We start from the raw sequence: 25,942 nt of genomic DNA, 5'->3' as shown, positions 1-25,942 counted from the left end.
TTATGACAGAAAATCAAATCAAGTGGTGGCAAAAAGCCGTCATTTATCAAATCTACCCCCGTTCCTTCCAAGATTCGAACAACGATGGCATTGGTGATTTGAAAGGAATTATCTCACGTTTAGACTATGTCAAAAAGTTGGGAGCCGACGTCATCTGGCTAAACCCAATTTACAAGTCACCAAACATGGACAATGGTTATGATATTTCAGATTACGAAGCCATTAACCCTGAATTTGGTACGATGGACGACTTTGACACCTTGCTTAAAGAAGCGCACGCGCGCGGTATCAAGGTTGTCATGGACTTGGTTGTGAACCACTCTTCCGATCAACACCAATGGTTCGTGGAGTCCCGTTCTTCCAAAGATGCCTACAAACGTGACTTCTACATCTGGCGCGATCCAGTTGATGGTCACGAACCAAACAACTGGGGATCATACTTCTCCGGTCCGGCCTGGAAATTCGATGAAGCAACCGGTCAGTACTACTTGAAACTCTTTGCGGATGGCCAACCTGACCTGAACTGGGAAAATCCAAAATTGCGTCAAGCGATCTACGACATGATGAACGCATGGGTCGACCGTGGTATTGACGGTTTCCGAATGGACACGATTTCCCTTTACTCCAAGCGTCCAGGATTGCCTGACGGTCCTGTAATGGAAGGAAGCCAGTACGCTGATCCAGGTGAACGAGTAGCCAATGGTCCTCGAATCCATGAATTCATCCAAGAAATGCGACAAAAGGTTCTAAACAACAAGGACATGATTACGGTTGGAGAGGCCTCCGCCACTGATATTGAAAACGCTAAAAAGTATGCGAATTTGGATGGCTCCGAAGTCAACATGGTCTTCCAGTTCGAACACGTCGAATTGGATTCTAACCCTGAACCTGCTTTGACGAAGTGGTATGATCAACGTTTGCCATTACCACGCTTAAAGGAAAACCTCACCAAATGGCAAACCGCCATGGCCGGTGTCGCCTGGAACTCCCTTTACTGGGAAAACCACGATCAACCGCGCTCTGTCTCCCGTTTTGGTTCAGACAAGCCTGAATTCCGAGTCAAGTCAGCTAAGATGTTAGCCACTCTTTTGCACTTTATGCAAGGAACACCTTACATCTACCAAGGACAAGAAATCGGAATGACCAACGCTAAGAACTTCGGTTGGGACGACTTCGACGACATCGAAATCAAAAACGCGCGCAAATACTTAGTTGACCGCGATCACTTGGTTGATGCTGATACTATGTTATCCTACGTTCACTACAAGGGCCGCGATAACGCCCGTACCCCAATGCAGTGGACAAACGGAAAGAATGCCGGCTTTACTGAAGGCACCCCTTGGTTGAAGCTAAACGATAATTTTGAAGAGATTAATGTCGACGCTGCATTGGCGGATGAAGATTCCGTCTTCTACCACTACCAAAAATTGATTAACTTCCGTCACAACTTGGACATCGTGACGACGGGTCGCTACGAATTGTTGGACTTGGATGACGAAGAAGTTTACGCTTACAAACGAGTTGGCGAAAAGGAAGAATTGCTAGTCATTAATTCCTTTGTTGAAGAAAGCATTGAACGTGATTATCAAGTACCAGAAAATGCCGAACGATTAATTTCCAACTACAAGGATGATGAAGGTAAGACCCTTCGTCCTTTCGAATCAAAAGTTTACCGCATTAAAAAATAAAACAAACAAAAAGTCGACAAGTTCTTCTATGAATTGTCGGCTTTTTTGTCGTCATCACCATTCTGGCGTCAAACGATTCCCCCATTTCGTCATGACGGGCTATTCGATTTTAAAAGCATCACCCTAAATTAAAAAAAGACAGGATTACTCCTGCCTTTTTTCACAGTTCACCATTTAAGAAATGATTCTTTCCCTTTCCAAAGGACCAGTCTTCTCCATGGTTTGTGACAAAGGAAATGATGACGTCCTCATCACGAACATCGGCTTCTTTTGCCAATTTCTCGACCAACTTCTTGGTGAAGGCTTTCTTAGCAGGCATTGGCCGTGGAGTTGACAAAATCGTAAAGAACAAGGCCTTGTTCGTTCGCTTGTAACCTAACCCCACGTCTTGAAAGTTAATTTCATAATCTTCGTGTTGTGTGACGATTTGGAATCGGTCGCGATCCGGTAATGACAAAGTTTCTTTGGCAACGTCAAAGGACAGTTGCATGATTTGCTTGATTTCTTCCGGCTGATATTGATTCTTGATTAAATCGATTTTCATTAATGGCATGTGTGCGTCCTCGTTTACTTTTCGTTCGTAGCTCTAGATTATCACAAGAAATGCTTGAAAAGCATAAAAATGAACAACTAATTCACAGGAACTTCTTTGATATGCGCAACATCAAACAATTCCGCTTGCGATAGCTGGCTTAGTTTATCCAACAACGCCATCTTGAAAGAAGCTGGTCCTCGAACAGCTGACTGCTTGATAACGAGGTCAGCTGCAACCGGTAACATCGCCACGACTTGAACAAATTCTTCAAAACGTGTGGTATGCACTAATCCAAGTGCCAAAATGCTATCCAAAGCATCCCCCATTCCAACATTTTTTTCTAAATATGGATGACCATTCTTGATTTGAAACACGCGTTTCCCATCGCTAACCGTATCGACAGGGCCCGAAATGACCACCCATGCCTTTTTTAGACGGGCATAGTCCAAGGCAGTTTGAACAGCATCAGCATGACTAGTAGCGTCAATTCCAAAACGAGAGGACTCACCCGATAAAAGGGCAGCAATCTCGCTCAGGTTGCCGCGAATAACTTTGACAGACACCGCGGCCATAATGGCTTCCGCTTGTTTTTTTCGTAAAGTTGACGCACCGGCCCCAACGGGATCAAAGACAACCGGTTTTTGGTTCAAATTGGCAGCTCGGCCAAGGTGAATCAAGCGCTGATGGCTTTGTTTTGACACCGTTCCCATGTTCAAGACAATGGCCGAAGCCAAGGAAACCAGTGCTTCGTCATCACGTTCATCTTCTGCAACTAATGGCGACCCGCCTAAATACGCGATCACGTCCGCTACCAACTGCTCTGTGACATGGTTGCCATTCATAATAACCATGGCTTTTTGTCGATGCATCCGTTCGATAAAAGACATCCTTTATTCCTCCTGTGACTGACTAAGTTGTTGGATTGTTTTTACTAGGTTTTTACTTTTTGTAATGGAGGAGATAGCGGCTACGCCGTCTGCCCCTGCTTGATAAACGGCCTTAGCGTTTTTTTCGTTAATACCTCCAATGGCAATAACCGGAACAGTTGCTGCCGCTTTAAGGACTGCTAACCCATTGAGCCCGATGGCCGGCTTCGCATCCTTTTTAGTTGTCGTGTCAAAGACTGGCCCGACCCCAATATAGGCCAAATACGGCATATCTTCTCGACTCGCTTCGAATTCTTCCATCGTTGAAACAGAGAGCCCGATGAATAGTTCGGGAGCCCTTCGTACAATTGACTGAACACTGGTGTCATCTTGTCCGACGTGGACCCCATCTGCACCCGATGCAATGGCTAAATCAACATTATCGTCAATGAAAAATAACGTTTTGGTTTTGCGACAAATTTCTTTTAAAGCCTTGGCCACCGAAAGCTGTTCTAAGAAATCCGGCCTTTCAACCCCCTTTTCTCTGTATTGAACAACTGTAACACCCGCCAGACAGGCTTTTTCAACCAAAGCAAAGAATTTCGCACGATCGAAAGCGACATTTTCTAAACCGATAATCAGTTGACAGGAAAAATCCTGTCCGCTTCGTTTCAAACGCTGATTGGGATTTGGCCAAAGCGCCTGATTAAGTGGCCCATGTCCCTCACCAATCAAAAGAGGGCGGTCAATGATGCGGTTCATGTAGTCGTTTGCAATTACGATGGCTTGCTTGAGGCTGATTCCCTGTGCCAGCATCGCCGTGATGGCTGAAGACAGTGTGTCACCGGTGCCATGCTTTCTTATAGTGTCGACCTTTTTCCCCGTCAAAAAAAAGGATTCCTCACCCAATAAAGCGTAATTCAGCAAGTCCTCGCCTTCGAGATGCCCCCCTTTCACCAAGACATTTGGGACCCCAAGTTTTTGAATCTGTCGAGCCGCCTTTTCCATGTCCGCTTTCGTTCGGATCGCAAAGCCGGCCAGTAATTCGGCTTCGGGGATGTTTGGTGTTACCAATAACGCTTTTGGTAGCAGCTCTTTCTTCATTGCTAACACGCCTTTATCATCTAATAAGGAAGCGCCACCCTTGGCCACCATAACCGGATCAACGACTAATTGCTTCATATGAAAACGTTCCACGTTCCTGGCAACCTCAAGAACACGAACGGCGTCAAATAGTGCACCGGTCTTTGCAGCTCTTATCCTAAAATCTGCCATGACCGATTCAAACTGAGCCGCAATGGCGACTGGATCGGTCGGATAGACCCCCTGAACGCCCAATGTGTTTTGTGCCGTCAAACCAACCACAACATTAGTCGAATAAACAAAAAAGTGTTGCATCGTCTTTATATCGGCCTGCATTCCAGCCCCACCGCCGGAATCAGATCCAGCAATGGTTAAAGCAGTTGGATATTGTTTTGATCCCCTCATGCTTCCTTCTCCATCGATTGAGCAAAAAAATCGTTTTCAAACTGAACAGCTTGGTAAAAAGCAGTTAATCCCCGTGATTGTATCGCTTCATCCACCTTATCCGCTTCTTCTTTTAAGACCTTCATGAAGTCAACAATTAATTGACCGTCTGTTCCCTTATAGAAGTCAAACCAAGGGTAAAAGGGATTGTCTTTCGTCATTCGTCCATCAGCGATCATTTTTTCTGTTAAATAACCATACACATATGGACAGGCAGCCAAGGAACACAAGAAAATAAAGTCATTTTCCTTTTGACTATCCTGAATATGCTTCAGGTAAGCGCTCGTTGCCGGAAGCCATTTTTTAGTAATGCTTTTCTTAGCGGCCGGATTCTTTTCGTCAGCCAACTTTTGCAACATTAAATGTGGTTTCGTTTCTTGATCACCTTCAAACTGACGCAAGGCCTTTGAATCAATACCAAAATTATCCAACCCCTTCGAAAAGAGAGGCAGATAAACAGCCAGGTACACATTGTCTTGTTCGATATAGGTATAGAGTGCCCGGGCATCCACACGTCCGGCTTCACAATTCTGAATGAAGGGATTGGCCAAGAAGGCGGGCATGGCCTCATGCATCATCTTTTTAAACTGTTCAATAAACGTCATCTTATTCACCTGTGTCTTCCTTAATTGGTTCTGATTTGATAAGTCTACTTACTGTAATTTCACTGATAATCCTACAAATTCTCAGGCTAATACGGCAGTAGCCAAAGTAAGCCGATGGTCAAAATAAACACCAAGGCTAACCAGGCAAAGCCAACTTTTTTGTAAGGATAAGTCTGGTAAACCGAGCGCACCGCTCCTTCTTGAAAACCATGTGCCGTCATGGCCATTGCTAAGGATTCAGACCACTGGATCGCTTGAATAAGCGCCTTGAAATACAAGGTCGGCTGATACCAATGTAGGCTGACGCCACGCATTTGGCTGGCTGCTTGAATCTTTTTGAACGCCTGTTTAAATCGTGGCATAACATTCAAAGCCGAAAGCAGCCCATAGATAAAGGTGTTCGATAAGTGTAGATTTTGTTGGAGTGATTGCAATAAAACGGCTTCTTTTGTTTTATTCGCCAGCCAGGCTCCTACAAAAATGAGCAAGAAGACGCGAGATCCCATGACCAAGCCGACGTGCAAACGATGACTTAAATCACCCTGTGCATAGAGATAAAAAGACCAAAACGAACCAATGGCCGGAATCAAGCCAACCGCCCAACAATACAAGTAGCGCTTCATTGGCAGGCCTTGGGATAAGACCAAGCCGTTAAAAAACAACAAAAGTAAGGCATTAAAAGAAAGCGACTGGGTCAGCACAATTTCAAACGATAGCAGTAAGGTTAAGAACAAACGTTGACTGGCATTCATCATATGGCCACCTTCTCTTTGTCCACGAATTGTGCATTTTCAAGCGCTAAATGCCGGTTCACAAGAGGAGCTAACGCACCAACTTGGTGGGATACAATGAGCAACGTCACGTTCAGTTTTCGCCTAACTTCCTCAAACAAAGCCAAAACAGCTTGAACTGATTGTTCGTCTAAGCCAGCAAAGGGTTCGTCCAACAGCAAAACGGGACTAGCCATCACGAGCAGTAAAAGCAATTGAAGTTTCTTTTGTTGCCCACCGGAAAGCGTGTAAACTGATCGATTCCCGAGCCCTTCTAACCCGAGTGCTTGAAGGGCCCTTTCGATTCTTTTTGCCGACCAGTAGTTTTTTTGATAAGTATTTTTTTGCACCTGCAGCAGCTCTTCTTCCACCGTAATGTTTAAAAACTGGTCAAGCGCATTTTGAAAAGCTAGGGTCACTTGCCGATAATAGTCCTTTTTCTTCCACCGGTGAAAATCTTGATCAAGGTAGACGAATTGTCCTTCTGCCTCTTGTAATCGGGCTAAGGTTCTCAAAAAAGAAGACTTTCCAGAGCCATTGGGGCCAGTAATTAACGTGCATTCGCCGGCCTTAATTTTTAGCTGCGCTTGTCTAATCAGCAAGCGCTGATCGTTTTCTACTACCATTTGTTTGACCTGAAAAATTGGCTGACCAACTGTTTCTTTTCGAACAGTAATAACCTGACGGTCGACTGGCTTTGGCCAATCTTCTTGGGCCACTTTGACCAATTGCTGTTTTTGAATTTGGTAAAAAGCCGTCATCTTATCGACATACCCTTGATCATCGTGGTCAGAAATAAGGATGGCATAACCGTCGTTGGCCAAAGACTTCAGCAGCTGTTGAAGATCCTTTCTAGCCCCTGGGTCAATGGCAGCAAAAGGCTCGTCTAACAAGAGGTATTTGGCGCCGGTTACTAAGACTTCTGCTAAGGCGACTTTCTGAAGCTCACCCCCTGATAATTCGCTTAACACTCGTTTCCGAAAGCCAGTCAGCCCAACTTTAGCAAGGTTCTGATCGATTTTTTCAGACATCGTTTCGGGAGCCAACTGCAAGTTTTCCATAGTAAAAAGCAGCTCTTCTTCAACCGTTTTCATCGCAAATTGCTCATGTGGATTTTGAAATAGTAGGCCGACCACTTTAGTTCGTTGATTGGCCGGAATATCGGACAAGGCCTGTCCATTGATGGTCACTCGACCAGTCACTTTACCCCCATATTGCGGATAAAGCCCAGCTATTGTTTTTAACAATGTGGACTTACCAGAACCAGAAGGCCCCATCAACAAGATAAAATCCCCAGTCGTTATGTCCATTGAAACATCTGAAAAAAGCGTTTTTTTACGATACGTGAAATGAACATTCTCCACTCTTAGGGTCATCACAGCCCCCTAATCGTTATCTGTACGTAAAAACTTTGAGCGATCCAACAACCTTTCAATCCAGTTCACCAAGACACCAGCAAAGAAAAAGATGGACAGGTAACGCACAACAAAAAGCAAAAGCAGCATCGAAAAATGATAGTGACCGTAGCCGGAATGGATAAACTGCCAACCAAAGGTTACGACCGTTCCAGTCAAGGTCGACAACCAGAGACCGATCTTCCAATTCGTATAGGCCGTTAAAGTGAACCCAAGTTCAGAACCCGCTCCCTGAATGAAACCGGATAACAACGTTGCCGCACCCCAGTAACCGCCAAAAAACATTTCGCCAGCCGCCCCGATCATTTCGGCCAACAAAGCCGTTCCGGGCCGCTTCAACACATAAGCGGCTAAAGGACCAGCCATCATCCAAACCCCGATGGTTAACTCCCCAGCAAAAGCCTGTAACCCAACGGTAGTTAAAGCGCCGGAGATCATTTGATAGATTGGATCCATCAAAAAGTAAATGACCGAAAAGACGGTCCCAATCAGGGCCAGTAAAATGGCATCCCGTAGTTTCCACTGTGTATTTTTCATGCTTTCCTCCTTTTTTATCAGGGGGCCATTGATAACACACGGGCCAATAAAAAAATCACTCGTCTGGACGGAATCCAGCACGAGTGATCTCAAAAAAAGCTTGTGCGAACTCCCTACGCTGGTGTTAACCAACAGGTTCAATGGGTCTTATCTCAACCAAAAAGGTACCCCAGTTCTTGTATGCAATTAAATACAGTCTTAATGTAGCAAGCGCCTTAAAAAAAAGCAAGCCGTATTTTTTGTTTAGTCACATTTGGCTTAAAAAGTCGAAAAAATCAGCGACGAAAAAACTGTCAAAAAAAACTTGAAAAAAAGGACTTCAACCGCTATATTTATAAGTATACTTACACATTAAAAGGATTACTACTATGCCCTCTCCCAATCAACTTCACGCTTTCCAAAATGCTACTTCTCAAGCCTTTTTCGCCCTTTACACTGACTGGTATCGGCAATTGAAAAGTCAATTACGCCGTATCCATTTGACACACCCCCAAGTGCAAATCCTCGCTGCCCTGCAGACCTTAAATTTAGAAGAAGACGAAGTGACACAGGTTATGGTGGCCAAAAAAGCAAATATTGATCCAATGACGGCCTCCGCCATTATTACAAAGCTGGCTCGTGCAGACTACCTGGATCGCTTCCCAGGTAAAAAAAAGCAACGAACAAAGGCGCTTCGCATTAACGAAAATGGTCAAAAACAACTAGAAAATGCGCTGACCCTGCTCCAAGACTTTGAAAAGGAATACTGGAAAGACCAAAATCCGAATCGTCAAGCACTCTTCCAAGCTGTCAAAGACCGCCTTTAAAATCATAGAAACAAAAGTGAACACCAAAAAAGCCTACTGAGCCATTGCTCAATAGGCTTTTTTATTGGTCAGGACTTATCGATTCATTGCCGCTTCGACAGCCCGAATCTTTCGTTCTTGGAAAACCAAAATAATTAAGAATGTGATCGCCACAAGCGAAGCGAAGTAAATGACATTTGCGCCCATTTGCCAGCCGTATGCCTGAACGAGCATGCCAATCAAAGCCGTGGCAATCGTTTCGCCAAAAATGTACTGAAAGAAGCCCATGAAGCCAGTTGATAAACCAAGTGCGTTAGTAGGTACCGCTTCGTTAACCATTAACCCGACAAGGGATAAGGGCGTGTAGATGAGCGTTCCCATTAAGAAAAGCACGACAACCAACAGGAGATGATTATCGGACGTGAAATACACGCCAAGGCAGCCCAACATACCCAATGCAGCAATCAAGCAAATCAACGCGCGGCGACCATCCAAATAGTCCGATAAGGCCCCTAGTGCAATCACGCCTGGAACGGCCGAAAGCTCAAAGATGCCAACAAACCACTTGGCCCAAGTGACCGAAAAGCCCTTCGTTGGTAAATAAGAAGGAATCCATGACAAAATGCCGTAGCGAACAATATAAATCGACATCGACGTCAGCGTCACCAACCAAACAACTCGATTTAACAAGATACTGTGCCAAAAGATTTGACCAAAGGACAGGTCAGCCTTTTCGTTTGTTCGCTTTCGGCCCTTCCCGTCAACTTCGACATATCCAGAAAAAGTCGCAATGTCTGGTAAACCAACGCTTTCTGGCGTATCCGTATTAATCAACAACATGACGGTAGCAATCATAGCAGAAATCAGCGATGCCACCACAAAGACTGCTGTCAAGGAGCCAGCAAAGAGGAAGGTGGCCAGTTGGATCGACATTACACAAAGAAAGGCCCCTGCATTGTGCGCCGATGCCCAGATCGAAAAGATCGATCCCCGGTGTTTCTTCGAGAACCAAAGAGAGATTTGCCGCTGACAAGCCGGTGCCCCCATTGATTGTGTCACCGCTATCAAAAGCATTAACGCCAAAATAACGTAAAAATTCTGGGTAAAGCCAATGAGCAAGTTAAAGAATGCTGATAAGTACAGACCGGCGGCCAAAAAAAGACGAGCGTTCATTCGATCAACTAAAGCACCCATAAAGATTTTGGCAATACCGTAGCCAACCCCAAAAGTCGACAAGATCAAGCCAATCTGGCCCAGATCAAATCCATACGCCTTCATGATATGAACCTGCTCAGTCGTGAAAACTAAGCGGATGATGTAATAGCCGATGTAGGAAAAAGACGTGGCGAGTAACACGCCAGCCTGTCGGCGCTTGTACATGTGGGCCTGCCCTGCCCCTGTGCGTGTTTGGCTGTTTTTTGTAAACATAATCGTTTCCTCGTTTCGAAAAAAATAGAAAGAGGCTGTGGGCTGGTCGATTAGTTGTGCTGACCGGCTTATAGCCCCAGAGCGTTATCATTTGGCCTTTCACCATTTGACTATATTTTAATATTATCCGTATTATTTTAAATTGTCAAACAAAAATATAATTATTTTAGTTTAATCGTATAAATGTAAGGGATAACATTTAATATATGTCAATAAACGAAGAAGAGATTTTTTAAAAATATTTATTATTTTCCGCTCCTTCACCACCCCTTTTTTCTGTTTATTAAAAAAGACCCTTCGAAAAATTTCGAAAGGACTTTTTTTAAAATTATTTTCGATAACCATCCTGATAGGACTGATAGATCATATGCGCTTCATGAAGTGGCAAGTAACGGGTCTCTATGGCCGAGATACCATTATCGGAACGAACAAGAACGGTTACGTGCGCTCGTTTGTTTCGGATGGACAACCACAAAGATTGCCTCAAACTGAGCGATTGAATCGCCTTTATCGGGATGTAATTTGTCTTCTTAGTGAAAAAACGAGCAGTTTGTAAAACCAACACCTGCCCATCCAAGACTTGGGTGACACCAGTCACACGCCCCTTGTAAAAACCTGCTGCAAAGGCAACTAAAAGGACCAAAAGAACGAATAGAAACGAGAATGGATTGTCAACGAAATAAAGCAGCACAGCAAGCGGAATAAGTAAAAGACAACTTGCGTTGCGAGCCATAATCAAGGATTGGTAGTAGCCCTTAGAACGGATCACCACCCGTTCTTTTGGTAGTAAATCAGGCAAAAAGCTGTTCACAGTCTTCGCCACACGCTTTTCTTTGATAAGTGGCAAAAGCGTCGGTAAGCGTTTTGCGACCTCATCATCGCCATTTTTGTCCGTGATAATGCGCAACCGAACCGTCGCCATTTTCAAAAAGCGACGCCACAGGTTTTGCTCAATCTGCAGACTTTGAATGCGGCTTTTGGCCAAAGACAGGGATCGGGTCTCGAAGAAACCACGGTGAATCTGTAGATAACGGCCCTCGTTTTTTAGTGTAAACCCATAATAAAGAAGGATCGTTTTGATAATGTTAAAAATAAAGAGAACAACAAGAAAGGCGGCCACAATTCCAATTGCGATGAGCAAACCAAAAGCAGTCATCTCAGAAAAAATCTTTGAAAAAAGTTCACCATGATGGTCCACTCGGAAGAGAAAGCCAAAAGCCACAGCGAATTGCAGGAGGATTTCCGGCGCCGTAACAGCGTACAAAAAGAGGGAAGACACAGAAGATTGGTAAGAATCAACACCGTCCTTTTCGTCCGGTTGGGCCGGTTCATAATCGGAGAAAACAAGCGTTGTGTGAGCCAACTCTTTCATGACTTGATCATAATCATAGCGCTTTTCACGTTGTGCCTTTTCCACAACCTCTAAAAGCTGGTCGAGTGGCCATTTAGGTTGCTGGTGCTTTTTTTCAAGCACCCAAGTCAGCCAGCTAGGAATAACCGGCAATTTGATTTGATTGGCCCGCTCCCCGCCATGGCCAGCGGAATCCACCGCAATTTTCTCGAGTCGAAAGGGTTTCAAAAAAAACCATTGCGAGCGGTGAATATTTTGAATCTTTTGGTAAGGTAAGTGCCGCCAATGTTTATGGATAATACCAGAAGTCAACACCAACTCATGTTCTGTCAGCCAATATTTTTGTTTGGCAAAATCAGCAATTTCAAATGCCAACCAGAGAATAACTGAGAGGCCCCATTGCCACCAGGCCAGATGAAAAAAAGCCAAAAGGCCAATCAAGGCGAAAACAATTGCCTTACCATCTAACATCAATTGCTCGAAGAAAGCTAAAATGTGAAAGTGTTTAGCTTTCATGGCGCGCCTCCTTGGCCAGCAACATCACCTGATCTTTGAAGGCCTTGGCATCTTCAACCGTCAAGGCTTCGATCTCATGATGGGAACCGCCAGTCACCAAGACAACTTTTTGCAAATGACAAAAGATCAACAATGGCCCTTGATCCAAATCGACGTTTTGAATACGATCAATCGGAATGGCCGTCAATTGACGAAAGAAAAATCCTTTTTGGATTTCAACGCTACGGTCGTTTACCCGGTAACGGTAGACCGCATAACGATAGTGGACCAAGAAAAAACCAACTAAAATCAAAACGAATCCCAGCCCCGTCAAGATAGTCATGAAAAATTCCGGTAAGGGCCAAGAAAAAAACATGGGGTACACCCATTTCAGGCCTGCCAAAACGGCTACAATCACAGCCGCAAAAATCAATTCCATAAGGTACCAAACGATTTTTATTTGTTTAGGTAATACTTGCATTTTCTCCCCTAGTCGTGACATAAAAAGTCGAATTCTCTAAAAAATTCGACCAAAAACAATAAGTACACTTACTATTTTTAGCGATTCGCAGCCTGAATCGCTTCGTGCACCGCGTGACGGAAGCCATTTTTATCTAAAGCCAAGACGCCTTGAATCGTTGTACCTCCTGGCGACGTGATTTGCCCTTTTAGATCGGCAAAGGATAAGTCGGAACTTTGCGCTAAGAGAGCAGTTCCACGTACAGAAGAAGCGACAATCGCTTTGGCCTTCTCCCGATCCATTCCCTTAGCTACGGCCGCATCTTCCATTGCATCCATTAAGACATCGACAAAGGCCGGTGAACATCCACCAACAACACCCGCAATACTGAGTTGCGCTTCTTTAACCACTAAGACGTCGCCTAAGCTTTCCAAAAGCTTTTGCACCTCGGCCTTCTGCTCATCAGTCGAATGCGCTGTCAACGCCAATGAAATGGTTCCTGCATTAACGGAGACTGGAATATTCGGGATGAAAGGAAAAATCGCGTTGGTTGGTGCGACCGCAGCTAATTCGTCACTTGAAACCGCCGCTGCAGCTGACAATATCAAGGTCTTCGTCGATAGACCAGCAACAACTAATCCTTTCAAAACTGATACGGTGACATTGGCCGGAACTGCTAATATCAACACATCAAGATCAGCTGACAGAAAGGCTTGATCCGTTGAATAGGCGGTCAAGCCTAAGTCAATCGCTTTTTTAGCATTCGAGGTACGAGCCACAAGGGACAAATCTGAGCGTTGACTTTGCTTAATAAAACCTTCTGCCATCGCAGTCCCCATGTGTCCTAGTCCAACAATTCCCACTTTCATCATGATGCCTCCCAATCTTTTCTCACCATATTTTAGCATAAAAGAGCTGCTGCCCCTTATTAAACCAGAACAAAAGGCCGCTGACCTTTTTGTCAGCGACCCTTTGTTCTATATTTTTTTGATAAAGGCCAAGCTGGTCATAATTGCTAGCCAGATCACAGCCAAAATGGTCGTAAACATTGTTGCTTGAGAAAACAACATCAAAATGAAAATCAAAGCCAAAAAGGCAATGGTCAGATAATTTGAAAACGGCGCAAATGGCAACTTAAAACCAGCCACTCGTTCGAGTGTCCCCTCTTTTTGTTGCTTCTTGAAGATGACGTGCGTGACCATCAAAGCCATGTAAATAATTAGAAACGCAGCCGAGGCTGTTGACGAAATCAAATGAAAGGCATCCGTTGGGAAGAAATAATTGACGACAACGGACAACCCAACGATGAAAGTCGACAAATTAATGGCGCTGCGTGGGATTTGGTTCTTATCCAAGCGCCCAAAGCGCGACTTTGGACCGGCTAAGGAGAAGAGCATGCGACCGGTTGTAAAAAAGGCTGAATTGATGGCAGAAGCCGCTGCAGTCAGAACCACAAAATTAATCAACGCGGCTGCCGACTGAATCCCAATGCCAGAAAAGACCTGAACGAATGGGGATTCGCCTGCTTGGTAATTGGTCCATGGCTGGATAATCATGATGGCCGAAAGCGCTCCAATGTAGAAAATCAAAATACGGATCACAATCGAGTTCACCGCCTTTGGAATTGTCTGCAAGGGATCCTTTGTTTCAGCTGCCGTCACGCCAACGAATTCGACACCTAAGAAAGAGAAGAAGGCCATTTGAAAAGCTGCCAATAGCGTCTTTCCGTGATTAGCAATTAAACCGTGTGACCAGAGCGTGGCGAATTCTGTCTTCCCCATTTCGGTCTTCACTTGTCCAAAAGCCAAAATCAACCCGGTGGCAATCATGGCGATGATCGCAATAATTTTGATCATTGAAAACCAAAATTCGGCTTCCCCGAATGCCTTGACTGCAATTACGTTGACCAAGTACAAGACAACCAAGAAGGCTAGTTCCCATGGCCAAGTCGGCATGGATGGGAACCAATAATGCATGTAGGTTCCGATGGCTGTCAGTTCGGTCATCGCGATGACGATCCAACCAATCCAGTAAGTCCAGCCGAGCACAAAACCAGCTTTTTTACCCAAATACTGAGTCATAAAGTCAATAAAGACTGGCTTTGAATCATCGGAAATCAATAATTCACCTAAGGCACGCATCATCGCAAAGACGAATAGCCCAGTAATGATGTAAACCAGCAAAATAGCCGGTCCAGCCTTTTCAATCGACGAACCAGCTCCCAAAAACAGGCCGGTTCCAATCGTTCCTCCAAGGGCAATCATCGCCACGTGTCGATGGGACAGCGTCCGTGCAAAACCCTGTTGTTCGTTTGACATACAAATACTCCTTTGCATTTCCTCTCTTGTAGTTTATACTGACTTTGTAAATAAGTAAAACTAAACCTTTTCAATTTAAGGTGAATTTTTTTCAACGAGGAAAACATGAAAATCTTTACCTACCAAATTTTTGCCTCCGTCGCCGAAACAGGCTCATTCAAAAAAACAGCACTGGCGTTGAATATCACCCCTTCGGCCGTTTCTCACGCGATAGCCAATATGGAAAACGAGCTCGGCTTCCCGCTTTTGATCAGAAACCGTTCTGAAATGGTCTTATCTCAAGGCGGCAACGAACTCCTGCCAATCGTCGAACGGCTCTTAAACGAAGATCGGCAAATCCACTCCCGTGCTGCAAAGTTGGCTGGCTTAGCTGGTGGCACGGTTCGAATTGGGGCCATTTCCTCTGTTTGTATCGCTTGGCTGCCAAGTATCATCCGCCACTTCAAAAAAAGATACCCAGAGGTCAATATTACCGTTTTTCAGGGTTCTTTTAAAGAAATCGAACAAGGTGTCGCTTTAGGTCGCCTTGACCTCGGCTTTTCCGCTTATCCGGCTAGCAACCGGGTCGAATCAACTTTTTTGATTGATGATGAAATCAAATGCCTCACCCAGCGCGACTTTGTACCAAAAAACGGCCACTCAATTGCCCAGGCCGACTTAACGAACCAACACTTTATTTTGCAGCGAGCCGACTATGATTCTGATACGAAAGCAACCCTAGACGAATTAGATGTCAAGCCACAAGCCATCAATTACTCGATTGATGACCAGTCCATTCTGGCAATGGTCGAAGCCGGACTCGGTTGGGGAATCTTACCTGATTTGGCGCTAACACGATTATCTGGCGAAGTGCGCGCATTTCCATTCGAGAAGCACTATTTTCGTCACCTCGGTTTGTTAACGAATCCCTCTTCATCAACCGATCCTTTAGTTCAAGCGATGAAAGAGGAAATTTTGACCACAATCACTGAATTAATGCAATAAAAAAAGACCGAAGCGTTTTGCTTCAGTCTTTTTTTACTATATGATCTTCTTCGACTTACCATGCGCGGAACAACAGCAACATCCCAAACGCCAACAAATAAAAGGCGACCAGCATCACCATGGCTACTGCAGCCAACATTGGCGAGAATAATAAGATAAAGCCAAAAAACAAGGAGAGGCCACCAAGAACCGTCGTCCAGAAAGCACGTGTTCTAGAAAGATCGCGAACTGAACGAGCCATGTAGATTTCAAAAATCGCATCCCAAATAAACCAAATGGCAAAGAAAACCCCGATAGTCGAGATTCCAACGCCCCAATGGAACAAAAAGATGAAAGCAATGACAATGTCTAAAATAAAGGTGGCCATTAACCAGCCAGAATTACCTGCTAATTGTCGACGATCGGTCAATGCCTCGTAAGCCAATATCACAGCATGTACAACGGCCAGTATTCCGAACAAAAAAGTTAATGAAAGCAGACTAGCCAAGGGTTGGCTAATCATAATGAAGGCAATGATGATGAACAAAGCACCCGCGGCAATCGTCCACCAATTCCGTTCGTTTCGATATTGTTGCATGAATTTTCTCCTTAATCTTTCAAAGGGTCTGAAGCGGTCCAAACGCTTCCAGCCCTCTTTGTCATGTCTATTGTAGTCCTCATGAAAGCCTTTGTTAAATCAAACAAAAAAACCGGACAATCCGTCCGGCTTTTTTTACTTTGACGCCTTAGCAGCTGCTGCCATTGCGACAGATGACACATAGTTAATAGGTTGACCAAAATTGGGCTGGAAGAAAAAGTCCGTCATCGCCAATTGATCAATTGTCATTTTATTCTCGATAGCCAAGGACACCACATTAGCAGCCTGTGAAATGTCGTGCTTGGACATAAAGGCCCCGCCAACGATCCGGCGCGTCTTCTTTTCCCATGTTAAGGAAGCCTTCACCGGTGTTGTACTCAACATAAAGTCTGGCCGATAATCTTCTTCAATCGTCACGGATTCTGCGTCCACGTCCTTCATCGCCGCGCTTTCAGCAGTCAAACCAGTAGCGGCGTAAGCCAAATCGTACAGTTCAACGGCAGAGGTTGCCTGCGTACCTTGATAAGCCACAGTGGGGTGTGCAATGTTCTTACCAACCAAAACCCCTTGACGAACCGCATTAGTGGCCAATGGAATGTAGTCATACTTTTGTGTCGGGTTATAAAAGACCGTCGCAGAATCACCAGCCGCAAAGACTCCAGACACTGATGTCTCCATGTATTGGTTCGTTTCGATAGCACCATTTGGCAACATGTCGACCTGACCCTTGAAGAGTCCAGTATTAGGCAAGAAACCAATCCCCAAAATCGCGATGTCGGCTTCGTATTCGCCCTTATCGGTTTTTACCTTAATGCCATCGTTTGTTTCTTCAAAAGACTGAACCATTTGACCCAAAGCTAGCTGTACGCCATGCTTTTCGTATTCTGCTTGGAAGACCGATGAGAACTCTTCTGACGTATTTTTGGCCAAAACACGGTCCAGCCCATCAATTAGCGTTACCTGCTTATCGTTAACGGACAATTGTTCCGCCAATTCAGCACCAATATAACCGGCACCAATCACGATGGCTGACTTAATCTCTGGCGTCACCTTCTTCAAGTCATTGGCGTTTTGCCAATTCTTCGAGTCAAAGACACGGTCGGAATGGATTCCTGGCAAGTTAGGCTTGATGGCCTTTGATCCAGTCGTGATCACGATCTTGTCGTAATCAGCAGCCGTTTCCATGCCCGAAGCCAAGTCCTTGTAGACCAAGTGCTTTTTTTCCAAATCAGCTTCGGTTACTTCCGTCCCCATGTGCATGGCAATGCCCTGCTTAGCCATGGATTCAGGTGATTCATAAAACATCTTGCTAGGAGAAGACACGTGGTCTCCAATCCAAAGCGCAATTCCACAAGAGAGGAAGGAAACCGTATCGTTCTTTTCGAATACATCGATGACTGCATCCGGGTGTTCAGCCTTGATCTGCTTAGCTGAGAAGACACCAGCGTGGGTTGCACCAATAACTGCTACTTTCATGAATAACTCCTTTGGGCTTTTTGGTTACATTTGTTAAGTCAATTATACAATCATGACATAGTTTGTCAACAAATTCACGAGCATTCACAAAGATCGACTGGTACAAAAAAAAGACACCCAATGGGTGTCTTCTAGAAGGTTTTACTTGACTGCTTCCTTCAAGGCCTTACCAGGCTTGAATGCAGGAACCTTTGATGCAGGAATTTGGATTTCTTCCTTCGTTTGTGGGTTACGTCCCTTGCGGGCAGCACGTTCACGTACTTCGAAGTTACCAAAGCCGATCAATTGAACCTTTTCGCCCTTCTTCAAAGCGTCTTCAATTGATGACAATACGGCTGCAACAGCCTTATCAGCATCCTTCTTAGTTAAACCAGTCTTCATTGCGACTGAATCGATCAATTCTTGCTTGTTTGCCATTCCTAATCTCCTTGCAAAAAATTAATTTAGAATACCTGCTGATGTGACAACCGTCAACAGGCTGGGAACGCTACCGTAGCAACTTCCATATGACAAGCTTAGCACAACTAAATTAAAATGTGTAGGAAAAACAATGAATTTAATACTTGAAATGTATTTTTCACAAAATTGACCGATAAAATCACTTTCGTTGCCGAATAATCAGCTTTATTGGCGTTCCTGAGAAGTCAAAAGCAGACCGAATTTGGTTCTCTAAGAAACGCTGATATGAAAAGTGCATCAACTCGACATCATTGACAAAGACAACGATTGTCGGCGGTGCCACCGCCACTTGGGTTGCATAATAAACACGCAAGCGACGGCCATTATCCGACGGCGCTGGATTGGTGGCCAAAGCATCCATCAAAACATCGTTTAACATGGAAGATGACACCCGTTTTTGGTGATTTTCATTAACCGACAAAATCAGGTCTGGCAAGCGGTCTAAACGCTGCTTGGTCTTAGCCGAGACAAAGACAATTGGCGCGTAATCCAAGAATTTAAAACGTTCCCGAATGACATTTTCAAAGTCTTGCATCGTGTGCGTATCTTTTTCAATCGCATCCCACTTGTTCACAACGATGACCAAGGCCTTCCCGGCATCGTGTGCATAGCCTGCTACGTGCGTATCTTGGTCACGAATTCCCGTCTCAGCATCCAGGACCATCAAAACGACTTCAGAGTCGTCAATGGCCTTCATGGCGCGCATCACGGAATACTTTTCCGTATTCTCGTAGACCTTTCCACGCTTACGAATTCCGGCCGTATCGACCATGACGAACTCGTCCCCTTCTGGCGTCATAAAACGCGTGTCAATGGCGTCACGAGTCGTTCCTTCGACGTTTGAGACAATCATTCGATCTTCGCCCAAAATGGCGTTTACGATCGATGACTTTCCAACGTTTGGACGGCCGATGATGGAGAAGCGCACCGCTTCGTCATCTTGCACAGCAGCTTCGTCTGGGAAGTGCTTGACCACTTGGTCCAAGACGTCCCCTAACCCGATCCCGTGAGAACCAGAAACAGGGTAAGGATCGCCTAAGCCAAGAGAGTAAAAGTCATAGATATCAGCCCGCATCTCCGGATTATCCACCTTATTAACGGCCAAAACAACGGGCTTGTCCGTTCCGTAAAGCAAGTTAGCGACGGCTTGATCATCGGCCGTTAAGCCTTCTCGTCCGGAAACAACCATGACGATCACGTCCGCTTCATCAATGGCCACTTCAACTTGTCCGCGGATTTCGGTCAAAAAGGGTGCATTTCCCATTTCCAAACCACCCGTGTCAATGACACGGAAGTCAAAGTTCAACCACTCAGCACGAGCGTACAGACGGTCACGGGTCACTCCTGGCATGTCTTCGACAATGGCCATTCGTTCCCCAACAATTCGATTAAAGAGCGTTGACTTACCGACATTTGGTCGGCCGACAACAGCTACAACTGGTGCTGCCATAATCTGCTCCTTTCTTTTCAATAAAAAAAGACTGGCAAGCCAGCCTTTTTATGTCATCTTACAACTTGTCGCCAAAGATGTCGCCCAAAGTAGCGGCACCTTCATCGTCTTGTTGGTAAGCTGCAACGTCGGCACGTGAAGCACCGTGTGAATCTTCGTGATCTTCACGCTTGTTAGCAGGCTTTTCTTCCAAAGCCTTCATTGACAATGAGATACGTTCTTCTTGTGGCTTAACGTCCAAGACTTGTACCTTCACCTTGTCACCTGACTTCAAAACGTCAGCTGGGTTTTCAACACGCTTGTGTGAGATCTGTGAAACGTGAACCAACCCTTCGATACCAGGGAAGATTTCAACGAATGCACCGAAGTCCTTGACACGCTTAACCGTTCCTTCAAGAACAGTACCAGCAGGTGCCTTTTCAGCAACTTCGTCCCATGGTCCTGGTTGCGTTGCCTTGATTGACAATGAGATGCGGCCACGTTCAGTGTCCAAGGCCAAGATCTTAACGTTAACCTTTTCACCCTTTGACAATACGTCGGCTGGGTTCTTCACACGGTCGTGTGAGATTTCAGAAACGTGAACCAAACCATCAACGCCGCCCAAGTCAACGAATGCACCGAAGTCAGTCAAACGAGCAACTGTTCCTTCGACCACTTCGCCAACCGTAAGACGTGAGAAGGCTTCTTGCAACTTTTCAGCACGTTCTTGTGCGGCAACAGCCTTACGTGACAAAATCAAACGAGCCTTGGCTGGATCGATTTCGATCACTTCAGCCTTGATGTCTTGTCCCTTAAATTGGTTCAAGTCAGATACGAAGCGTTCTGCAACCATTGAGGCAGGAACAAATCCGCGGATGCCCGCAACGTCAACAATCAAACCACCGCGGACGGCGTTCAATACTGTGGCGTCGACAACATCACCTTCGGCAAATGAGAGCTTTTCCCATGCCTTACGTGCTTCCAAACGCTTCTTTGACAAGAGGTAGGCAACCCCTTCCTTGTCAGACGTTACGTTCGAAACAACAACCGTTTCGATTGAGTCTCCGACCTTCAAGTCGTCGGCCAAGTTGACGCTACGATCGTCTGAATACTCACGCGCTGGCACAACTCCTTCTTCACCGGTATGCAAACCGATAACGGCTTGGTTATCGTTGTCGATGGCCAAAACTTCACCAGTTACGACATCGCCTACCTTAATTTGATCAGCACTTTCCAGAGCTGCTAGTAATTCGCTGTTAGTATCATTCATGACGTCAAACGTCCTCCTACATTTACACTTATAAGAGTATTTTATCAGAGCTGCTCCTTTTTTCCTAGTATTATTTAGAAAAAAGTCAAAACAGAACTTGCCGCCTTTGCACTTATTTTTTAAAAAGACGATTCACACACTTATTGAATTTATTTTAGCAGGTCTTGGCCTTACTTTTCAACTGTAAATAAAAAGAGCCCCATTAGCTTTGGTGCTCTTCGATGATGGCTTTAATTTTAGCGACAACATCCTCAATTCCGATGCCCGTTGTATCAACCTCGATCGCGTCTGTTGCCTTAGTCAATGGTGAAATGGCGCGGTGCGAATCCTTGTAATCGCGGGCCTTGATTTCTTTCTTCAAGGTCTCGAGATCAACCTGCATGCCCTTTTCTTTATTTTCCTTAAAGCGACGCTCGGCTCGTTCGTCGACCGAGGCGATCAGGAAAATCTTGACTTGGGCGTTTGGCAAAACGGTTGTTCCGATGTCACGGCCGTCCATGATAACCGGATTTTCTTCCGTCATGGCCCGTTGTTTGTCGGTCATGGCTGTTCGAACTGCCTGATAGGAAGAAACCAAGGAAACGTTGTTGGTGACTTCAGTCGAACGGATTGCTTCGGTCACCTCTTCGCCATTCAAAAAGACTTGCTGGACGGGGTTTCCTGGTTTGAATTCAATCGTCAAATCGGGTAAAAGTGCTGTGATGCCAGCCTCATCTTCATAAGAAAGACCCGCCTTCTTGGCTGCAACGGTCACTGCCCGATACATCGCCCCCGTGTCCACATAAACAAAGTGAAGTTGGCTAGCGAGAATTTTGGCAATCGTGGACTTTCCAGCAGAAGCTGGTCCGTCAATCGCAACTTGAAAAAAGGCGGGTTTTGTCATGGTAAATTACTACTACTTTCGGTTACTTAATCTTCAATGATTGACCGGCATATTGTGAATAATTTTGAACGGTCAAACCAGGGTTCAAGTTCACAATATTAGCTGGCGATGTATTGTGCGTAATGGCAAAGTTGTACAAAGTCTGGCCAGCAGCTAAGACGGCGGTACTTTCGTCTTCTGCTTGCGCAGCATCTTGATTTTGTGATGCAACGGCTGAAGAAGAGCTTGCGTCACTTGATGATTGGGCGCTGTCTGCATCGTCATCTGACATAGCAGCTTTTTGACTTGTTCCTTGTTGACTTTGCTTATGCGTTGACTTCGAAGAAGACGTTGTTGTCTTGGTCAACTTTGGCTGATTTTTCATCATGCCATAAACTGGTGCTGAGGCCAACAAGAACATGGACAAGAAGACCAAGAAGATCAGCAAGCCACCGTAGTTCTTCTCACCACCCTGCTTTTTATTTGACTGTTTTTTATCAAACCGGTTCTTACGTGAAAGAACCGCACCTTCGTTATTCATTGGTTTTCCCTCCAATTTCTTCGTATTTTTAGTCTAACACGAAATGACGACGGTGTTTGATAACCTTTTCTTAAGCACTAAACCTTTTCTTAAAAGGTGTTAAAGCATGCTCAACCAACGTATTCATCACGGACCAAAGAGCACCTTGGAGCAAGTTAAACGGCAATACCATCCCCCACAAGTAAACGTTTGTTCCGATCAATTTGGCAATATCAAAGTGTGAAAGTGCTGAGTAAAGCGGAATTCCCCAAACGACGTTCGTCACAACGCCTAAAGCGCCCATGAAGACAGTGGCTACGCTAAAAGAAAGCACCCTGCAAAGCGTCTTGTTTGAGACCCTTGTCTTTAGCAAATCAGCCAAAATTGCAACGGCTAAAAGATAGCCAAAGCCAACAATTAAGTTCATTGGCATGCCAATATAGGTATTGACCCCTTCATTTAAAAGCATCAGCTTGAGAACCGTCCGCAAAAGAAAAACTAAGCCGGCTGAGCCAAGGCCATACCAGGATAATGCCAGAAAAGCCGGCACAATTGAAAAGTCGATTTTCAAAAAGCTTGCCGAAGGCAGGATGGCGATCTTTGGAAAGATCGTCAAAGCAAAGGAAATGGCGGTTAGAACAGCCAGACCCGTGATTCGTTTTGTCGCGTGATTTGTCATGTTTCTTCTCCTTTTTTGACCATAAAAAAATGGCCTTAATCTCACGCGGGGCAAAATAAAGGCCAGCCAAAAAAGACTGTCTTTAAACTTCTTCATACCCGACTATACGGTCGGCTCTGGAATCTCACCAAATCAACTGCTAAAGCAGGTCACGGGCTTGTCAACTTTCATGCTGCATCACCGCCGGTTGGGACTTACACCCGACCCCGAAGTTTTTGTTCAATTTATTGAACATAATTAAGTTTAGCATATCTATAAAAAAAGGCAATTGCGCAGCTAATAAAAAAGCACCACGAACGGGTGCTGAGCAACTAATGCCATATTCGCGTTCATTATTCTTAAATAATAAAACTTATTTACGGCGCATGTAACGGTAGTCACCTTTCTTCAAACGCTTGACTTCATCGTGCGTCAAATCACGATAATCACCGGCTTGCAACCCAAGCAAATCCAAAAACGCATAACGGTCACGGCGGAGCTTCTCAACCGGATAACCGACCTTTTGGAGCATGTCTTTTACTTGGTGATTGCGCCCTTCATGAATGGTCAAGGTGATAAACGAAACTTTTCGATCTTGATCCACTCTTTCAATGGCTACACGAGCAGGAGCCGTCTTTTTTCCGTTCAACATGATACCACCCTTCAAAGGCGCTAAATCTTCAAGCTTAGCAATCCCTTTGACTTTTGCAGTATACACTTTATCAACTCGCCCTTTCGGGTGCATCAATTGGTTCGCCAAATCCCCATCATTTGTCATGATCAAGGCGCCGGTGGTGTCGTAATCCAAACGACCGATTGGATACACTCGAGCATCAACATCCGCCAACAAATCAACGACGGTTTGCCGGCCCTTGTTATCAGAAGCTGTCGTGACAACGGCGCGTGGTTTATTTAGCAGGTAATAGACTTTTTTCTCAGAACCATCCAGCGGCACGCCATCAACTTTGACCTCATCGGCGCTGGTCACCTTCGTACCAAGTTTTGACGTCTGTTGGCCATTAACCGACACACGTCCCTCTGTTATTAATTTTTCAGCTGCCCGCCGAGAAGCAATCCCCGCTTGGGCGATCACTTTCTGCAAGCGCTCTTCCTTGTCTACTGACATGGTCGCTCCTTTATTTTTCGGCATCTTTTGCCGTTTCATCCGCGTTATTTTTGGCTACAGGATTCGTGCGTTCGCTTTCCCTAACGTCTGGTTCAAAAGTGTCGTTATGGTCTGCTTTAGACACATCCCCTTCCGCATTAATTTCATCAAAAAGCGCTACTTCGTCTTGTTGTTCATCGGACAAAATCACGTCATTAATATCTGGCAATTTTGGCAAATCATCTAAGGAACCCAAACCAAAGTAGTCTAAGAAATCCGAAGTAGTCCCATACAAAATCGGTCGACCGACCTCTTCTTTTCGTCCTACTCCTTCGATTAACTGATGTAACTGCAACTTCTGCAAGGTACCAGCAGAACGAACCCCACGGATTTGGTCAATCTCGACACGGGTAATGGGTTGCTGATAAGCCACAATCACCAACGTTTCCAACTGGGGCTGCGTCAGCTTCGTGTTAATTGGCAAGTCGAAATAAGAGGAAACGAGCTGGCCAAAAGAAGGCTTGGTGACCAACACATAACGTCCATCTGATGATCGGATCGTCAGTGGTCCCGTATCGTCATTTAGCTTCTGCCAAAGTTCATCAACAAGAGCCGGAATAGCTCCTTTTTCGTAATCCGTTAATTTAGCTAATTCGGCGGCCGAAAGGCCATCTTCCCCCGCTACAAAGAGCAAAGCTTCAATTTGCGAAATCGCGTTCATGTTCCACCGCTTTAATTAAAATTTCATCTTCTAAATTCGCCTGCCAAATGGTCAATTTCTTTTCCTTTGACATTTCGAGCAAGCCCAAAAATGTCATCACCATTCGATCGACATCGTAAAGACCATCAAAGAGTTCCGTGAAGGTCAACGATGCTTTAGCAGGCAAGGCTTTTAACTTTATTTCAATGGTTTTAATGCCATCCCCGATCGTAAAAGTTTCCGAGTGAACCTGTCGCGTTCTTGGCACCAAATCCTTTTGTCGAGCGACCACGTTATCAAAGGCCAGCTGCAAGTCAACCAAAGATAGCCCAGGCGCTAAAGTCAACCGTCGGTCTTCTTCAGGGGTTTCATCGAACAAGGCCGGACGGCCAAAGGATTGCATCCCCACCGTCTGCCTAGCATCAAAAAATTCGGTTGCCTGCTGGAAGCGCTGATAAACGAGCAGCCGATTAATCAACTCCTGCTTTGGATCCACGCCCTCTTCATCGGCTAACTCTTCTTCGACTTCTGGTTGTGGCAACAAATCGTTTGACTTCAATCGAATTAGTTTGGCCGCCATGACCAAATACTCAGCCGCCACGTCCAATTGCATGGCTTGCTGATCTTTGATGAAGGACAGATACTGCTCGGTCACCTGGGCAATTGGCAAAGCCAAAATGTCCATCTCGTGTTTTTTGATCAAGTGCAAGAGCAAGTCCAAAGGCCCCTCAAAATCCGTGATCTTAATTGTTAAATCCGCTTTATTAATAGTGCTTTCTCCACTTATCAATAGCCGTTTGCGTCTCAAAGGTCCCCATCAAGGTCTTCTCTGGGTATTGTTCTTGCAAGTCCGTTAGCATCTGGGATTGGGTGGCTTTCTTTGGTGATCCAGGCGTGACAATGACCCGCCGTACCAAAATCACCTTTTCCTTGTAAAACTCATAGCCTAAAAGACCCGTAATCGGATCGTGTGGCTCGTCTTGGAAGAAAAAGAGCTCATAACCTTCTTGTTCATAGGTTGCCATCACTTCGTTTAAATGATTAACGTCACGAAGGTCAGGAACCAAAGAAAAAAGGCCCATAATGGTCTTTTGATCGTCTGTTCTTGGTTGAATTAACATA

At 45.2% G+C, this 25,942-nt stretch carries 27 protein-coding genes and 2 riboswitches; of the genes, 3 read left to right on the top strand and 24 right to left on the bottom strand.

Features of this window, described 5'->3' with window-relative positions; genetic code table 11:
• Positions 1-2: 2 nt before the first annotated feature.
• Positions 3-1,688, top strand: a complete 1,686-nt coding sequence (locus G6R27_RS01280; RefSeq protein ID WP_213819279.1) for a glycoside hydrolase family 13 protein — start codon at positions 3-5, stop codon at positions 1,686-1,688.
• A 160-nt stretch (positions 1,689-1,848) separates the two neighbouring features.
• On the opposite strand, the gene G6R27_RS01275 is transcribed toward G6R27_RS01280, so the two are convergent.
• From G6R27_RS01275 to G6R27_RS01245, 7 genes are all read right to left on the bottom strand, one after another.
• The gene (locus tag G6R27_RS01275; protein ID WP_213819278.1) at positions 1,849-2,241 is read right to left on the bottom strand and encodes a tautomerase family protein; all 393 of its coding nucleotides are present in this window, start codon (positions 2,239-2,241) and stop codon (positions 1,849-1,851) included.
• Between the two features lie 77 nt (positions 2,242-2,318).
• Positions 2,319-3,110 (bottom strand): hydroxyethylthiazole kinase, encoded by a 792-nt coding sequence (gene thiM, locus G6R27_RS01270; RefSeq protein WP_213819277.1) that lies wholly within the window; start codon positions 3,108-3,110, stop codon positions 2,319-2,321.
• 3 nt (positions 3,111-3,113) lie between these two features.
• Positions 3,114-4,577, bottom strand: coding sequence for a bifunctional hydroxymethylpyrimidine kinase/phosphomethylpyrimidine kinase (gene thiD / locus G6R27_RS06400; protein ID WP_213819276.1), 1,464 nt, complete (start codon positions 4,575-4,577; stop codon positions 3,114-3,116).
• Positions 4,574-5,221 carry a TenA family protein gene (locus tag G6R27_RS01260; RefSeq protein ID WP_213819275.1) on the bottom strand — a complete coding sequence of 216 codons (648 nt, stop codon included), beginning with the start codon at positions 5,219-5,221 and terminating at the stop codon, positions 4,574-4,576. Before G6R27_RS01260 ends, thiD begins: the two co-directional genes overlap by 4 nt.
• Positions 5,222-5,307: 86 nt before the next feature.
• Positions 5,308-5,976: an energy-coupling factor transporter transmembrane component T family protein gene (locus G6R27_RS01255; RefSeq protein ID WP_213819274.1), complete on the bottom strand. Its 669-nt coding sequence runs from the start codon at positions 5,974-5,976 to the stop codon at positions 5,308-5,310.
• The gene (locus G6R27_RS01250; protein WP_213819273.1) at positions 5,973-7,367 is read right to left on the bottom strand and encodes an ABC transporter ATP-binding protein; all 1,395 of its coding nucleotides are present in this window, start codon (positions 7,365-7,367) and stop codon (positions 5,973-5,975) included. The genes G6R27_RS01255 and G6R27_RS01250 overlap by 4 nt, the downstream gene beginning before the upstream one ends.
• A gap of 9 nt (positions 7,368-7,376) precedes the next feature.
• Entirely contained in the window at positions 7,377-7,943 is a 567-nt protein-coding gene (locus tag G6R27_RS01245; protein ID WP_213819272.1) for an ECF transporter S component, read from the bottom strand.
• 93 nt (positions 7,944-8,036) lie between these two features.
• Positions 8,037-8,125, bottom strand: a riboswitch (TPP riboswitch).
• Between the two features lie 186 nt (positions 8,126-8,311).
• On the opposite strand from G6R27_RS01245, the gene G6R27_RS01240 reads away from it, so the two are divergent.
• A complete protein-coding gene (locus G6R27_RS01240) occupies positions 8,312-8,749 on the top strand; it encodes a MarR family winged helix-turn-helix transcriptional regulator (protein ID WP_213819271.1) in 438 nt (145 codons plus the stop codon).
• Between the two features lie 75 nt (positions 8,750-8,824).
• Here G6R27_RS01240 and G6R27_RS01235 read toward each other — a convergent pair whose 3' ends face one another.
• The 5 genes from G6R27_RS01235 to G6R27_RS01215 all read right to left on the bottom strand — a co-directional run bounded on the left by G6R27_RS01235 (position 8,825) and on the right by G6R27_RS01215 (position 14,780).
• Positions 8,825-10,156 (bottom strand): MFS transporter, encoded by a 1,332-nt coding sequence (locus G6R27_RS01235; protein WP_213819270.1) that lies wholly within the window; start codon positions 10,154-10,156, stop codon positions 8,825-8,827.
• 328 nt (positions 10,157-10,484) lie between these two features.
• A complete protein-coding gene (locus tag G6R27_RS01230) occupies positions 10,485-12,023 on the bottom strand; it encodes a PH domain-containing protein (protein ID WP_213819269.1) in 1,539 nt (512 codons plus the stop codon).
• Positions 12,013-12,345 (bottom strand): PH domain-containing protein, encoded by a 333-nt coding sequence (locus tag G6R27_RS01225; protein ID WP_213819268.1) that lies wholly within the window; start codon positions 12,343-12,345, stop codon positions 12,013-12,015. The genes G6R27_RS01230 and G6R27_RS01225 overlap by 11 nt, the downstream gene beginning before the upstream one ends.
• A 215-nt stretch (positions 12,346-12,560) precedes the next feature.
• Positions 12,561-13,334 (bottom strand): pyrroline-5-carboxylate reductase family protein, encoded by a 774-nt coding sequence (locus G6R27_RS01220; protein WP_213819267.1) that lies wholly within the window; start codon positions 13,332-13,334, stop codon positions 12,561-12,563.
• A 105-nt stretch (positions 13,335-13,439) separates the two neighbouring features.
• Positions 13,440-14,780, bottom strand: coding sequence for an amino acid permease (locus tag G6R27_RS01215; RefSeq protein ID WP_213819266.1), 1,341 nt, complete (start codon positions 14,778-14,780; stop codon positions 13,440-13,442).
• A gap of 105 nt (positions 14,781-14,885) precedes the next feature.
• Here G6R27_RS01215 and G6R27_RS01210 point away from each other — a divergent pair, with 105 nt between their 5' ends.
• Positions 14,886-15,764, top strand: coding sequence for a LysR family transcriptional regulator (locus tag G6R27_RS01210; RefSeq protein WP_213819265.1), 879 nt, complete (start codon positions 14,886-14,888; stop codon positions 15,762-15,764).
• A 55-nt stretch (positions 15,765-15,819) separates the two neighbouring features.
• On the opposite strand, the gene G6R27_RS01205 is transcribed toward G6R27_RS01210, so the two are convergent.
• The 12 genes from G6R27_RS01205 to G6R27_RS01150 form a co-directional block, all read right to left on the bottom strand.
• Positions 15,820-16,341, bottom strand: a complete 522-nt coding sequence (locus G6R27_RS01205; protein WP_213819264.1) for an HdeD family acid-resistance protein — start codon at positions 16,339-16,341, stop codon at positions 15,820-15,822.
• Between the two features lie 135 nt (positions 16,342-16,476).
• Positions 16,477-17,817, bottom strand: a complete 1,341-nt coding sequence (locus G6R27_RS01200) for an FAD-dependent oxidoreductase (RefSeq protein ID WP_213819263.1) — start codon at positions 17,815-17,817, stop codon at positions 16,477-16,479.
• A gap of 141 nt (positions 17,818-17,958) precedes the next feature.
• Positions 17,959-18,234 carry an HU family DNA-binding protein gene (locus G6R27_RS01195; RefSeq protein WP_010690891.1) on the bottom strand — a complete coding sequence of 92 codons (276 nt, stop codon included), beginning with the start codon at positions 18,232-18,234 and terminating at the stop codon, positions 17,959-17,961.
• A 181-nt stretch (positions 18,235-18,415) separates the two neighbouring features.
• Positions 18,416-19,726, bottom strand: coding sequence for a ribosome biogenesis GTPase Der (der, locus tag G6R27_RS01190; protein WP_213819262.1), 1,311 nt, complete (start codon positions 19,724-19,726; stop codon positions 18,416-18,418).
• Between the two features lie 58 nt (positions 19,727-19,784).
• Positions 19,785-20,975 (bottom strand): 30S ribosomal protein S1, encoded by a 1,191-nt coding sequence (gene rpsA, locus G6R27_RS01185; protein WP_213819261.1) that lies wholly within the window; start codon positions 20,973-20,975, stop codon positions 19,785-19,787.
• A gap of 202 nt (positions 20,976-21,177) precedes the next feature.
• Positions 21,178-21,858, bottom strand: coding sequence for a (d)CMP kinase (cmk, locus tag G6R27_RS01180; protein WP_213819260.1), 681 nt, complete (start codon positions 21,856-21,858; stop codon positions 21,178-21,180).
• Between the two features lie 22 nt (positions 21,859-21,880).
• On the bottom strand, positions 21,881-22,378 hold the full coding sequence (locus G6R27_RS01175) for a hypothetical protein (RefSeq protein ID WP_213819259.1): 498 nt from the start codon (positions 22,376-22,378) through the stop codon (positions 21,881-21,883).
• Between the two features lie 70 nt (positions 22,379-22,448).
• On the bottom strand, positions 22,449-23,036 hold the full coding sequence (locus tag G6R27_RS01170) for an ECF transporter S component (RefSeq protein ID WP_213819258.1): 588 nt from the start codon (positions 23,034-23,036) through the stop codon (positions 22,449-22,451).
• A gap of 81 nt (positions 23,037-23,117) precedes the next feature.
• Positions 23,118-23,254: riboswitch (FMN riboswitch) on the bottom strand.
• Between the two features lie 134 nt (positions 23,255-23,388).
• Entirely contained in the window at positions 23,389-24,141 is a 753-nt protein-coding gene (locus tag G6R27_RS01165; protein WP_213819257.1) for a pseudouridine synthase, read from the bottom strand.
• 10 nt (positions 24,142-24,151) lie between these two features.
• On the bottom strand, positions 24,152-24,841 hold the full coding sequence (gene scpB / locus G6R27_RS01160; protein ID WP_213819256.1) for an SMC-Scp complex subunit ScpB: 690 nt from the start codon (positions 24,839-24,841) through the stop codon (positions 24,152-24,154).
• The gene (locus G6R27_RS01155; protein ID WP_230791119.1) at positions 24,819-25,610 is read right to left on the bottom strand and encodes a segregation and condensation protein A; all 792 of its coding nucleotides are present in this window, start codon (positions 25,608-25,610) and stop codon (positions 24,819-24,821) included. Before G6R27_RS01155 ends, scpB begins: the two co-directional genes overlap by 23 nt.
• Positions 25,585-25,941: a riboflavin biosynthesis protein RibT gene (locus G6R27_RS01150; RefSeq protein ID WP_213819255.1), complete on the bottom strand. Its 357-nt coding sequence runs from the start codon at positions 25,939-25,941 to the stop codon at positions 25,585-25,587. Before G6R27_RS01150 ends, G6R27_RS01155 begins: the two co-directional genes overlap by 26 nt.
• Position 25,942 lies beyond the last annotated feature (1 nt).

This window comes from Fructobacillus papyriferae, from assembly GCF_018437225.1.
In the GTDB taxonomy this organism is placed as follows: domain Bacteria; phylum Bacillota; class Bacilli; order Lactobacillales; family Lactobacillaceae; genus Fructobacillus; species Fructobacillus papyriferae.
The sequence above is the reverse complement of the archived record's forward strand: the minus strand, read 5'-3'. Positions and strand labels throughout refer to the sequence as shown.